Consider the following 13,204-nt stretch of genomic DNA (forward strand, 5'->3'; position numbering starts at 1 on the left):
ACGGCACCTTGCGTCCATTTTTTATTGCGTCCAGCGGTCACAAGCTGAGTCTTTTTGCCTTCTGACATGAATTGTCCTTTTCTCAATGGTGAATAGGGTATTTAAAACATGAAGGCGCGGTTGAATGCAAGCCCGAAGGCCTGTTTTATGTAAGCAGGCCTTCGGGTGCTAGAAGTTTAAAGCAAGGGATTGAAGAGATAAAATAACCGTTCTAAAAAACGATGGCCTAGTGAGCGCTCTTCCCATAGTGAATCGCTAACGGCTTGGGACTGGTTAATATAGTTTTCTTGTTGCCAATAGAGTTGCTGGGTAAATTCTTCATCATCAACCGCTAACGTCACCTCAAAGTTAAGCCATAAGCTACGCATATCTAAATTTACGGTGCCGACTAAGCAGAACTGCCGATCGATGACCACCGATTTAGTGTGTAATAAACCGCCATAAAACTCGTGGATAATAACTCCAGCTTGGAGCAATTCGCCATAAAAAGCCCGTGAAGCCCACTGCACCATAAATGAATCATTTTTTTGAGGAATGATTAATTCAACCTTTACACCACGTTGTGCGGTCATTTTTAAGGTTGCTAGTAGATCGGCACTAGGGACAAAGTAGGGAGTGGTAATCCGAACCGACTCATTCGCCTGATTGATCGCCAATGTCAATACTTGAGAAATCAAATTTTCAGGCATTCCAGGTCCCGAGGGAACAACCTGTATCGGATGCTGTGGAATATTTACATCAAGTTGGCATTCTGGAATCTTAGGTAGCATACGAGAGCCAGTTTCTACCTCCCAATCCCAACAATGAATGGCTGATAAGACATTTACGGTCGGGCCGGTAATTCGAACCATAATATCAACCCACTGACCCACTCCAGAATCTTGTTTAAAAAAAGCAGGATCCACCATATTCATTGAGCCAGTATAAGCAATGCTGTCGTCTATCACGATGATTTTTCTATGCTGGCGTAAGTCGAGTCGACGTAAAAATATCCGCCAAGGGCTGACTTCTAAAGCTTGTACCACATGGATACCCGCTGTACGCATCATTTTATACCAGTGACTACGGAAAAACCGTGGGCTACCAGCAGAGTCAAGTAACAGTTTTACATCCACGCCTCGTTTAGCGGCTTGAATTAATGCGGATCCAACAGCATCGGCTAAACCTCCCGGATGCCAAATGTAAAACTCCATACGGATATTGTGCTGAGCTTGTTCGATGTCTTCAATAATTGAATGCAAGATCTCGTTTGGTGAGTTTTGCAACGATAAGCTATTACCACTTAAGGCGGGAATGCCCATTCGATGGTTACAGAGTTTATCGATTTTATAGATAGGGGCTCCCATGGTTTCTGGTAAATGAGCTTGACAGTCATTTAGGTTTAAAAACCATTCGCCAAAAGGTTTAAACATTTCTTTGGCCCGTTCGGCACGTTTACGCCCTAGATTTAGCTCACCAAACAGGAAATAGCATATAATTCCAACAATAGGGAGTATATAAATCACCATTAACCAAGCAAGAGAGACACTGACAGCTCTACGTTTTAGTACGACACGCAGAGTAATACCGGCAATTAATAGCCAATAGATTGCGATGCCAGCAAGCATTAAAAAGTGATAAATCTTATCCATACTGATTTGATACCTATAATTACCAATCTGGATAGTAAAGGGAAAGTATCAGATAAGGAAGAGGGAGAATGGGATATGAAATAGAAACCGCATAAAAGGAGTATGATTTTTACAATAGGCACAGAGTATAAATTAAATGCGTCGAAAAAATCATCAAATATTAAATAAAAAATGCGGTTTAACTAGAATTTATAAAGTTCGGACTTCCAATTTTATGCTTAAACTGTTCTACTTACTACCCTTCTGGGTGTGACTTAATTTTTTATTGCTGTACACATATGTGTACACTTAAGTTGGCATCGTAAGTATCAATACAATCTAGTGGTATAAAGATAATGGCGAGTAGTTCTCGAGGCCAATTCTCTTCACGATTTGGTTTTATCATGGCGGCTGCGGGCTCCGCAGTTGGACTTGGCAATGTATGGGGGTTCCCCACTCAAGCGGCCAGTAATGGTGGCGCGGTATTTTTGATTGTCTACTTGCTGATGGTCTTCTTACTGGCTTTTCCTATGCTCGTTGCTGAGCTGACGATTGGTCGCTATGGTCAATCTAATCCTATTCGTTCGTTCCGAGCGGCTTGGCCACAAGGTAAAGCAGGGGCGATACTTTTGGGTATCGTCGGTATGATTGTAGTGTCATTAATTTTGAGTTTTTACGCTATTGTTGCGGGTTGGTTAGTGGGTTCATTGTTTGGAAGTGGTTTTGATTTAATTGGGATGCCAACCATGAGCCACTGGTTAATTAGTTTTACCACCGAGCGTAATTTAGTTCTGATGGTGGCCTTTATGATCTTGACCATGGTCGTCGTCCGGAATGGGGTGGCTAATGGTATTGAAAAGTGGTCAACGCGTTTAATGCCACTGTTATTTGCCTTATTTGCTTTATTAACGGTCTATATCTTTACTCAGGATGGAGCATGGGAAGGTTTGAAAATGTACTTGGTTCCTGATATTTCTCACCTCACTCCTAAGTTAGTGGTTAGCGCCATGGGGCAAGCTTTCTTTTCACTTTCGTTAGGTGTGTGTGTCATGACCACCTATGGCTCTTATCTTAAAAAAGAAGCGAACTTACCAAAAACAGCGGCACAAGTGGCGCTGTTGGATACTGGGGTGGCATTTATTGCTGGACTGATGGTTTTACCTGCGATGTTTGTTGCTAAACATAACGGCGTTGAAATTTTCTCGTCATCGGGTGAACTACTGAATTCTGATACCTTAGTTTTTACGGTATTGCCCGCCATGTTTGAAACCATGGGAACCGTTGGTGCATTAATTGGTTTGGTCTTCTTTTTATTAATGATTATTGCAGCATTGACCTCTTCTATCTCGATGCTGGAGGTTCCTGTGGCTTGTGCTATCGAAGAATTACAACAAAAACGGACAACGGCAGTGTTGTGGATAGGCGGGCTAGTAACATTAATTTCTAGTATTGTTGTGTTTAATTTCTCCCGTCTATTTGGATTAGTGATTGAAATTACCACGGTTTATTCTCAACCGATTATCGCTTTATTAATCACGCTGATTGTAGGGTGGATCTGGAATCGTAATCAGATTCTAACGGAGTTAAAACAAGGTTATCCAGAAATTGAACATAGCTGGTTTTGGAAAATCTGGCCGTTGTATGTTCGTATTGTGTGCCCGATTTTAATGTTGATGGTCTTTTTCGCGTAACTTGAACTATTGCCGTAAAAAACAGTAAAACCGCCTTTGAGGGCGGTTTTACTGTTTTTTGCCACTCTTTAGTAACGACGGAGCGTCAGGTTTCTGTATAATGCGGCGTATTTGAGAGCGGTGCTATGTTTGACATTCTCTATACTCATCAGGATTTTTTAGTAATTATTAAGCATCCTAATGTCTCAGTTCATAAAGATGATGGTGAAGTCATGTTGTTGCAAGAAATTGCAAAAAAAACCGGTGATCACCAACTCTATTTAGTTCATCGGCTTGATAAAATGACATCAGGGCTTTTGTTATTGGCTCGCAGCTCTGGGGCGGCTCGATTACTCTCGCTTGCTTTTGCACAGCGAGCCGTTGAAAAGTTTTATTTAGCAATTGGTAACCGTAAACCGAAAAAAAAACAGGGATTGATCAGCGGTGATATGCAACGCTCACGCCGGGCGAGTTGGAAGTTATTAACTTCACAGGAAAATCCAGCTCGTACACAGTTTTTTTCTTTGCCAGCTGAACCCGGTGAGCGACTATTTTTATGTAAGCCGCATACGGGAAAAACTCACCAAATACGAGTGGCTCTAAAGTCGATTGGATCAGCGATTATTGGTGATCCGATTTATAACTCAAGCAGTGTGTCAGATAGAGGTTATCTGCATGCATTCGGCTTGTGTTTTGTTTATCAAAATCAGCGTTTTGAATTTATCAGTGATCCCAGAAAAAATGCTCATCTTGGTGATAAATGGAATCACCCTACCGTCTGTCAAGGAATTGATACTTGGCTGACTCCTTGGTTATTAAGTTGGCCCTCACTCTCTAATGAATAATTTATGAATATCACAGCATTAAACCAATTTTTTACAGAATTACATCAACAGCTTGAAAACGCGCCTAATGAAGTTCGTCGCTTATTTCATGGTCGTGGTCGAAAATGGCCAGGATTGGAACAGCTGACCGCAGACTGGTTACAAGGCCAATTGGTCGTGACGTTATACAAAGAGGTCGATGCCAAATATCTGCAAGTTTTAACACAAGGTTTAATGGCATTAGCCAATTCAACCTTGTGGCAAACGAAAGCGGGACAGTGCATTTTATTACAGTATCGGTATGCTAATGGTGCCCCTTCACAGGTGATCGTCGGGGAGTTAAATACCCATCCTATCGTGCAAGAAAACGGTTTATCCTATCAGTTAACCGTTGGCACGAATCAAAATATGGGGTTGTTTTTAGATATGCGTTTGGGCCGAGAGTGGGTGCGTTCCCAATCTGAGCATAAAACGGTACTCAATCTTTTTGCTTATACGTGTGGTTTTTCAGTCGCGGCAATTGCTGGCGGGGCGGATAAAGTTGTCAATGTTGATATGGCAAGAGGTTCGTTAGCCAAAGGTCGGGAAAATCATAACTTAAATGGGCACTCTCTCAATCAAGTCAATTTCTTGGGGTACGATATTTTTAAATCATGGCGGAAAATTACCCATTCAGGCCCTTATGATTTGATCATTATCGATCCACCTTCGTTTCAAAAGGGCAGTTTTGCGCTAACAAAAGATTATCAGCGTATATTACGCCGTTTGCCTGAGCTGTTGGCGGAGCAAGGGCAAGTTCTTGCATGTGTTAATTCACCAATGGTCAGTAGTAATTTTTTAATTGATGGCATGAAACAAGAAGCGCCACAACTGAATTTTCAATATCGATTAGAGAACCCGCCAGAGTTTGCAGATATTGATCATGAGGCCTCATTAAAAGCCCTTGTCTTTCGTTGATCTTTTACTCCTGTTGATGGCTGGAGGGGTGACGCAGAGTATGGTAGCCCGAATACAGTCGAGTCAAGGTGGTTAGCCAACAAGCAGCGCCAAATAAATAGGCAATTAAAGAAAAACTGTTAGGAAACAAGCAAAACAGTACAAAGCAGGCGATGGTTTCCGTTCCTTCGGTTAGTCCCCCCATATAATAGAGCGATTTATGGGGGTAGCTTGGGTTGATAATATCTCGTTTGCTAGCCATGATAGCAAAAGAAAGGAAGCTACTGCCTGTACCAATAAATGAAAAAATCAAAAATGCTCCAGCAACCGCATTCGCTTCTGGGTTTGCGAGGACGAATCCAAAAGGAATTAATGCATAAAAGAGGAAGTCGAGGCTAATATCGAGAAATCCTCCCGCATCCGTTAAGCCTTGTATACGAGCAACGGCACCATCTAGTCCATCACAAATACGATTGATTAAAATTAATAATAATGCCAACAAATACTGTTCAAATAATAATGCAGGTAAGCTTAAACTCCCCAAGAGAAAACCAAATACGGTGATTTGATTCGCAGTAATATTCACCGAGTCAAGAATGTGTGCGAGTTTAGAGAGAGGCCACCGAACAGCAGGAACGGTATAGCGATCAAGCATGAGTTATCTCCTTTGGCCAGTGAATGATGCGATCACAATGAAGCACATCCTCAGCATCATGTGTCACCATTAAGGTTGGAATTTGCCAGTGACGCAGTTGCTCGAATACCCAGTCACGAAATTGATCGCGGAGGGCTTTATCTAGCTTGCTAAATGGTTCATCAAGTAAAGCGAGTTTAGGTTTTGCTAGTAGCATACGCAGTAAACTGATCCTAGCTTTTTGGCCGCCCGAGATCTGTTGAGGGAAAGCGTCGGCTAAAGAGGTTAACGAAACGTCTGCTAATGTATACAATGCTATTTCTTTTCTTTGTTGGCCTTTTATCGTGTTAGGGAGTGCAAAAGCCAAATTTTCCCATACACGTAGATGAGGAAACAGTAAGTCGTCTTGAAATAATAGACCAACGTTGCGTTGATAAGGCGGTTGTGAATTTAATCGGCATCCATCAAGTATGATCTCCCCTGAAAAAGTGAAGGCCGGATCAATGTGACCTGCAATGAGGCTGAGTAAGGTCGATTTTCCACAACCACTTGGCCCCATTAAGCTGACTATTTCACCAGTGATTATGCTGAGATTAAATGATTCTAACAGGATTCTGCCAGCACGATGTTGGAGGGATAAATCATGCAAATAAAAACTCATAACATTTTACTTCTGTGATGCTTTATATGTCGTTGGTATGAATAACCCCGGCTGACTATAATGGCAAGTAAGAAAAAGAAGAAGGGTAGTAGCGTTTGCCATAATGCGTAAATGGCGATCACGCGGCGATCAAAACCACTGGAGAGCGTAACGGCTTCAGTTGTAATGGTTGTAATTCGCCCAGCACCTAACATTAATGTTGGTAAATATTGAGCCAAACTGACACTCACACCAACAGCCCAAGCATAACCGATGGCAGGAATGAGAAGTGGAATTTTGATGCGCCAAAAGATATGCCAAGGTGTTTTACCCAAGCTTGCGGCTATTTTGTTGTAGTTGAGTGGATAGCTTTTCCAAGGCCCAGCTAACGCAAGATAGACAAAGGGAAAAGCAAAAAATAGATGCCCCCAGATGACCCACAGCCGATAACTGTGTGCGGAAAAGAGCAAGGTGATGATTTGTAAACCAAATAATAATGAAATGGGGGGGATTAATAATGATAATACCAAGATATAGGTCGGTATTGAAGACTTGGCCTTTAAGTGATATTCATGAGTAATAAGCGCAAAAACAAGCGCTAAACTACCACTGATAAAAGCTATTTCAATACTGTTATAAAGGATAGGCACTAGAGTAGACCACTCTAATTGCCAAAATTGTAAACTCAGTTGCTGTGGCCAGAGTGCTGGGAATGGCCAGCGTTGGGTCAAGCTCCAGATCAGCATGATGGGAATCATTAGCAAGAAGGTATTCGCTAATATAATCAGTAGTGGTTGACCAGCAATCCAGTGTTTATGCCGTCCTGACCACATCCATCGTCGGTAACGCTTTAAAAGAAAGTACTCGATTAGCGTAACGACACCTAGCATTGCTATCGCAGTAAACATCAACAGCATGGCACCGGCAGCGGCGCGTGGTAGTCTTTGTAAATCAGGATCAGAAAACCACTGCCATACTAATACGGCGAATGTTGGTGGCGTATTAGGCCCCAAAATTAAGCTCATATCGACAACAGATATGCCATAGCAAATCACCGCAAAAAGAGGAAAACGCATTTTGCTTAGCCATAGAGGGAAGATGAGCTTTTGCCAAGTTTGAGGTGGTGAATAGCCTAAAGAGGCTCCCGTCGAAAGTAAAGATGATACGTTGAGTTGCTGTAAAATGGGTAGGCTCATGAAAAGCAAGAACGGCACTTCTTTAAAAGTTAACGCAAGCGTTAGCCCTAATGCATGAGGATCATGCACTAACCATGTGCTATTTTGTGTACTCATTAAATCATTTGTTATTAAGTGCAGAAGTCGTGCAACCATCCCGGTGGGTGAAAACAGAAAAGCAAAACCAATCGCGAATGCGACATGAGGAAACGCGAGTAAAATCGAGAGTAAGTTTTCAATTCGGTACCAACGTTTTTGATTCCAGAAGGTTGATAAAATAGCAAAGCTAACGGCTAATGCGAGGTAGGTGCTTATTAATGCAGAGCTGATCGATAATCCTAATGAGTGGGAAAGACCAGCCCACTGTGTTAGTTCAATAAACCCGGTAAGATTGATTTGATTAAGTCCTAATGCAGGAATGAAAGAAAACGCCGAACTCACCAGCCCCAGAACTCCCGGAACAATAGGCGCAATGCAAATAAAAATCGCCGAACAATAACCAAATCGTAACATCATGAATAATGGCTACTTGGCTTGGCCATAGCGTTTTTGCCACGCTTGAGCGAGTGCGGTTTGCCAACTGGGATGAGGCTCAGCGATAGATGGATAACGAATTGAATTGTATGGTGTTGTCTTTAAGTACTGAGCTTGAATAACACTGGGATCGCCCCAGATCGTTAAGTCGCCTTTATGAGATTGAGCTTCGGCACTGAGTAAAAAATTGATCGTGACCAGTGCGCCAGGTTTAGCCGTGGCATTCCAAGGTATCGCTAAAAAATGGATATTGGTCAGTGCTCCCATATCCATCGCATAACTGGCCGTGTTTTTTGATAATTTTCCAGATGCCTGTGCGGCATAAACTGCATTCGGATTAAATGTGACAGCGAGATCAATCTGTTTATCATCTAAGAGTTGAATCATTTCTGCAGAACCTGAGGGAAATTGTTTACCACTTCGCCATGCGACAGCGTGAAGCTTATCTAGGTAATTCCATAATGGAGCGGTAATAAGAGGAAATGAAGCATCATCGACCGGCAGAGCCAGCGATGGATCATGATGGGTTAATTCAATCAGTAATGCTTTTAGAAAGCTGACACCGTGGAATTCAGGAGGGCGAGGGTAAGTGATGCGATAAGGGAAGGCTTGTGCATAACTTAACAACTCTGCAAAACTTTGTGGTGGATTATTCAATCTGTGACGATCGTAAATAAAAACTAGCTGCCCAACGCCCCATGGCGCTTCTAAACCTTCGGTCGGTTCTGAAAAATCTTCATTAACGGGTAGTGACTGATCAACCAACTGCCAGTTTGGAAGCTGTTGAACAAAAGGGCCGTATAATAGGTGGTTAGATTTCATCGACTTAAAATTAGCCCCATTAATCCAGACTAAATCGACACTTCCTAACTTATTTTGTCCTGCGGTTTTTTCTGCGATTAATCGACTAGTCGTTTCTGCAATATCGGTGACTTTAACGTGGACAAGCTTTACCCCATATTGAGTTTTGAGTTGTTGAGCCGCCCAGCGAAGGTATTGATTGACTTCTTGGCTTCCACCCCAAGCATGAAAATAGACGGTTTGTCCTTTTGCGTCTTCAACCACCTCAGACCAAGATTGTGCTTGAGCAAAAAAAGAGAGCAGGCAAGCGAGGCAAAATGAAAGCAGCTTTCTCATAGTTATCCTAATTAACGTAATGATTTATCACTTATTATGGATGAAAAATGAGAAAAAATCTTATCGATGATGCATCTGATACTTAAAAACTGAATCATGCAGCGATCGATAAGGTAGAGCTTATGAAGATGGCAGCATGGAGCTGCCATCCTTTATGCTATTGAACCCAATCGCGTAGAGTAAACGTTAAGGTATGAGCATCATTTTTTAGAATTAATGTATTATCAGAAAGGGTAACATGGCTCCAATCTGAGAGTGATTGAGAAACGGTTTGTTCCGTATCCATCGCGTCACCAATACACATTTTCATGGTCATGCCCATTTTTTCAATACGGAACTGATTGTTTTTTAACTCAGCTTGGCCAAAGAAATTATTGCAACCTGCATTTCCACTTGCCATCATGTTTTCGCCAATTTCAAGACGTGGTATCTCATTATGCTCATTCTTAACCCACTGTTGGCCATCAATATGGGTTAGTTGCCAATTATGATGCTGTAGATCATCTACGGTTATTTGTGCTTGGTCAACATTACTTACGCACGCAGTAACCAAAACAGGCAGAGCCATTGCAACCAATAAAGTTTTTGCGCTAAGCTTCATTTATCAACACTCCCAATATGAAAAACTTGGTTAGTATAGTTAATCAAACGTGGTTTCTGTCAAAATAAAGTCATTGGTTGGTCAATAGGAAATGATAAAGGAGCCTCTATGGAGCAATTAGAGTTTTTCCAAATTCCTAGTCCGTGTATTGGCGTATGTGTTGTTGATGATAAGGGATATTGTCAAGGGTGTATGCGTAAGAGAGAAGAACGCTTTACTTGGTTAGAGATGACCCCAGCTCAACAACTACACATTATCCATCTTTGTCGTCAGCGTTATCAGCGGAAAAAACGTGCCAGTGATGTTAAACATTCACTTCAGGTTGAAATGGATAACCCACAGCATGAATTGTTTTGAATGAGTCATTAAACGCTATGACATTCATGCTCATAAACCGCTAGATAGCAACTATTTCGTTACCCAACGGTCACTGACCCAACCGCCTGCATGTTCGTCAAAATGAAGACCAGAAAAAATCCGTTTTTTTTCTGGCTTTTGGGTTGGATGGGCATTTTTTTTATTAAGAAGGGTTTGAATATAGTCGGCCATTGGATCAGTGGTAGTTGATTGATGACGATTAGCGACTTCTTTTATCATTTGAAGACGATAACTTGGGCTGGTGCGTTTCATTGGTGGACCTCCGAATGTGATCAAGACTACATAATAAGGTAGAACTTGGTTAATTCTTAGTCAACACAGTCTATGCCATATATTTTCTAATCCAATTCAAATAACTTATCTTTCCTTCTATTTTCATTGATAAATCTGTTCTTTAGTGTGGGGAAATTAATTGAGCCATCGAAAGAGCAGGGCGGAAACGGCCAATACGCCACTGACAAAAATAAAATAGGTACTGAAGCTTTTTTTATAAGCCTGTAAAAATGGCACTTTGTACACGGCAACCATTGGCATAATAAAGAGAATAATAGCAATGACTGGGCCAGATAATGCTTCCATCATGCCCAAAATGCTCGGATTCAGAATGGCGGTTATCCAAATGGTGAGAAAGAGAAAAATAATACCGACCTTATCGGCAATCGAATAAGAAAGACGGGTATGTTTGGTTATGAGTCCATTGAGGCTTTCTCTTGCACCAAGAAAATGTCCTAAGAAGGAAGACGTAATGGCAATAAAAGCAATAAATGGCCCAAATGCTCCAATCAGTGGGTTATGCGTTACGTTAGCAAGGTAGGAAAGTATAGAGAGGTTTTGTTTTTTAGCTTCTAACAATTGATCGGGTGAAAGGGTTAAAATACAAGAGAATACAAACACTAAGACAAAAGCAATCAGTAATAAACTGGTACGTTTGAGGATTTGCTCTGATTTGAGTAATGCGTTTTGTTGATAATGGCGACGCTGGATATGAGCAAAACTTGATATGGCTGCTGCATGGCTAAAGGAAAAAATCACCACAGGAATTGCTAACCATAAAGTTTGGGTAAATTCAGTGAGATTAGGAAGCGTGAGTGAAGGCATATTCCAACGTGGTATGAGATACAGTGATAACGTGAGTAATATTGCGGCTAAGGGGTAAACCATCACAGCAAACGCACGTAGCATCACTTTTTCTCCACCTAACATAATTGAAAAGAGGATCAACACTAGAAAGCCGGAAAGTAATGCTCGAGGTGGCGGAGTGACGGCTGCTTGGTGAACAAGAAAGCTCTCAACGGTATTCGTTAAGCCAACCCCATAAATTAGTAAAATAGGAAAAATAGATAAAAAATAGAGCCAAGAAATAGTACGACCAACTTTCACGCCAAAATGTTCTTGAATTACATCAGTAAAATCTCCCTGATTTTGTTGGGAAGAAAGTACAAAGCGAGCTAAGCCACGATGAGACAAATAAGTCATAGGGTAAGCGAGCAAGGCTAAGATCACTAAAGGCCAAAATCCTCCCAATCCTAAATTGATCGGTAAGAATAAAATTCCAGCGCCGACAGCGGTACCAAATAGGCTCAGTAACCAATACGTATCGTGTGTATTCCATTCGGGATTATTATTTGTAGTGCTGAAATTTAGAGTTTTGGCAGATTCTTTCACTGAATGTAAAACCATATTCAAATCTTAATTCTAATTACGTTACCATAAATAGATAATATGGTCATTTTGGCTTGGTAGTTAAATACACTGTTTTATTGCTGATTTTAAATTCAATGAAACCGGGTTAATGTCTTTTTCATAGTTTTTTGTCTTGTTTTTATGGTTTATTGTTGGTTTTATATTCTTATTTTGGTTGTTTTTTTAGATGGACGTAATGTGTTATGCGGTTGTGAGTTATTTAATTGGCTTGAGAGGAACGTTAAAATATCGCACAATCGATTTCTTTCACTCCGAAAGGCTCAGACCCTAAATTATGTTTGCTAACTTCCGCTCTGAACTGATTTTGATCATCACAACCATGCTTGCTGCTGCTGGGTGGGTGTTTTCCAAGCAGGCAATCGAAGGTTTACCGCCATTTGGCTTTATTGGATTACGCTTTGTGACCGCGGCGTGTATTTTAGCCCCTTTTTGCTTTTCTGCATTTAAACAGGCAACCCGTCAGGATTGTTTTAAAGCAATGGGGGTGGGGCTGTTTTTGGGCGGCTCAATTTTTTGCTGGATATATGCGATTTCAATCAGTCCCACACTGGGTGAAGGCGCATTTATTATGAGCTTATCCATGTTATTTGTACCACTCCTAGCATGGCCTTTGTTTGGCCTTAAACCAAACCGAGCGTTTTGGCTTTCATTACCGGTTGCTGTACTTGGACTTTTTTTGCTTTCTTGGAACGGCGCATGGCACATAGCACCTAACCAACTATGGTTTCTTATCGCTGCATTTGGCTTGGCTTTGCATTTTAATTTTAATAGCCAATGCTCAGCGAAGTTACCTCCCATGCTATTGACCACATTACAGTTGTTTACTGCCGGTATGGTGGGTTTATTATTATCGTTTTTCTTGGAAGCTTGGCCGCAGACGATAAGCTTAGGAACTTGGAAATGGTTTACACTAAGCGTGTTGTTAGCGACCAGTTTACGTTATTTAATGCAGACAATCGGACAAAAAAAAGCACATCCCGCGAATGCAGCGTTGTTGATGCTGTTAGAGCCCGTGTGGACCTTATTACTCAGCGTTTGGTTTTATCATGAAAGCCTGCCGTTTAATAAAATTGTTGGATGCAGTTTATTACTTGCAGCGCTACTGCTTTACCGGATACCTTGGATACAACGCTAATTAGCTTACTACTTTGCACGGAGTGAGTAGAGGACGGGCTAGATAGGGGATTTTTTAGTGTGCAAGATACGACTTATCGATAAAAACGTTTAATTATGCTATTTGGCGCGGATACAGACTTTTTGATGTTTTATCGATTTATTTAGAAGTAAGGACGACCTTACCGCTCTATTGTCATTCAAGGGACGGCCCTATTGATAACAGAGGTCGAATTATGGCTTTGTTT

General features: G+C 41.4%; 13 protein-coding genes. 5 read left to right on the top strand and 8 right to left on the bottom strand.

The window, feature by feature from the left end; genetic code table 11:
• Nucleotides 1-176 precede the first annotated feature (176 nt).
• The gene (gene cls / locus B7C60_RS15040; RefSeq protein WP_099612351.1) at nt 177-1,631 is read right to left on the bottom strand and encodes a cardiolipin synthase; all 1,455 of its coding nucleotides are present in this window, start codon (nt 1,629-1,631) and stop codon (nt 177-179) included.
• Between the two features lie 335 nt (nt 1,632-1,966).
• Between cls and B7C60_RS15045 the strand changes: the two genes are divergently transcribed.
• From B7C60_RS15045 to B7C60_RS15055, 3 genes are all read left to right on the top strand, one after another.
• Nucleotides 1,967-3,301 (top strand): sodium-dependent transporter, encoded by a 1,335-nt coding sequence (locus B7C60_RS15045; protein ID WP_099612352.1) that lies wholly within the window; start codon nt 1,967-1,969, stop codon nt 3,299-3,301.
• A gap of 125 nt (nt 3,302-3,426) precedes the next feature.
• Entirely contained in the window at nt 3,427-4,125 is a 699-nt protein-coding gene (locus tag B7C60_RS15050) for a TIGR01621 family pseudouridine synthase (protein WP_099612353.1), read from the top strand.
• Between the two features lie 3 nt (nt 4,126-4,128).
• Nucleotides 4,129-5,061, top strand: coding sequence for a class I SAM-dependent methyltransferase (locus tag B7C60_RS15055; protein WP_099612354.1), 933 nt, complete (start codon nt 4,129-4,131; stop codon nt 5,059-5,061).
• A gap of 4 nt (nt 5,062-5,065) precedes the next feature.
• Here the strand turns inward: B7C60_RS15055 and B7C60_RS15060 are convergent, their stop codons facing one another.
• The 5 genes from B7C60_RS15060 to B7C60_RS15080 all read right to left on the bottom strand — a co-directional run bounded on the left by B7C60_RS15060 (nt 5,066) and on the right by B7C60_RS15080 (nt 9,761).
• The gene (locus tag B7C60_RS15060) at nt 5,066-5,695 is read right to left on the bottom strand and encodes a CDP-alcohol phosphatidyltransferase family protein (protein ID WP_099612355.1); all 630 of its coding nucleotides are present in this window, start codon (nt 5,693-5,695) and stop codon (nt 5,066-5,068) included.
• Nucleotides 5,688-6,335: an ATP-binding cassette domain-containing protein gene (locus tag B7C60_RS15065; protein ID WP_099612356.1), complete on the bottom strand. Its 648-nt coding sequence runs from the start codon at nt 6,333-6,335 to the stop codon at nt 5,688-5,690. The genes B7C60_RS15060 and B7C60_RS15065 overlap by 8 nt, the downstream gene beginning before the upstream one ends.
• Nucleotides 6,332-8,002 carry an ABC transporter permease gene (locus B7C60_RS15070; protein WP_425445524.1) on the bottom strand — a complete coding sequence of 557 codons (1,671 nt, stop codon included), beginning with the start codon at nt 8,000-8,002 and terminating at the stop codon, nt 6,332-6,334. The genes B7C60_RS15065 and B7C60_RS15070 overlap by 4 nt, the downstream gene beginning before the upstream one ends.
• A gap of 12 nt (nt 8,003-8,014) precedes the next feature.
• The gene (locus B7C60_RS15075) at nt 8,015-9,160 is read right to left on the bottom strand and encodes an ABC transporter substrate-binding protein (RefSeq protein WP_099612358.1); all 1,146 of its coding nucleotides are present in this window, start codon (nt 9,158-9,160) and stop codon (nt 8,015-8,017) included.
• A 157-nt stretch (nt 9,161-9,317) separates the two neighbouring features.
• Nucleotides 9,318-9,761, bottom strand: coding sequence for an META domain-containing protein (locus B7C60_RS15080; protein WP_099612359.1), 444 nt, complete (start codon nt 9,759-9,761; stop codon nt 9,318-9,320).
• 108 nt (nt 9,762-9,869) lie between these two features.
• Between B7C60_RS15080 and B7C60_RS15085 the strand changes: the two genes are divergently transcribed.
• Nucleotides 9,870-10,118 (top strand): DUF1289 domain-containing protein, encoded by a 249-nt coding sequence (locus B7C60_RS15085; RefSeq protein ID WP_099612360.1) that lies wholly within the window; start codon nt 9,870-9,872, stop codon nt 10,116-10,118.
• 51 nt (nt 10,119-10,169) lie between these two features.
• On the opposite strand, the gene B7C60_RS15090 is transcribed toward B7C60_RS15085, so the two are convergent.
• Together B7C60_RS15090 and B7C60_RS15095 are read right to left on the bottom strand one after the other, a co-directional pair.
• A complete protein-coding gene (locus B7C60_RS15090; RefSeq protein ID WP_099612361.1) occupies nt 10,170-10,391 on the bottom strand; it encodes a hypothetical protein in 222 nt (73 codons plus the stop codon).
• 156 nt (nt 10,392-10,547) lie between these two features.
• Nucleotides 10,548-11,804 (bottom strand): aromatic amino acid transport family protein, encoded by a 1,257-nt coding sequence (locus B7C60_RS15095; protein ID WP_099612656.1) that lies wholly within the window; start codon nt 11,802-11,804, stop codon nt 10,548-10,550.
• Nucleotides 11,805-12,117: 313 nt separating this feature from the next.
• Between B7C60_RS15095 and B7C60_RS15100 the strand changes: the two genes are divergently transcribed.
• A complete protein-coding gene (locus B7C60_RS15100; protein WP_099612362.1) occupies nt 12,118-12,978 on the top strand; it encodes a DMT family transporter in 861 nt (286 codons plus the stop codon).
• Nucleotides 12,979-13,204 lie beyond the last annotated feature (226 nt).

Origin of the sequence: Vibrio fujianensis, assembly GCF_002749895.1 — a bacterium.
In the GTDB taxonomy this organism is placed as follows: Bacteria; Pseudomonadota; Gammaproteobacteria; order Enterobacterales; family Vibrionaceae; genus Vibrio; species Vibrio fujianensis.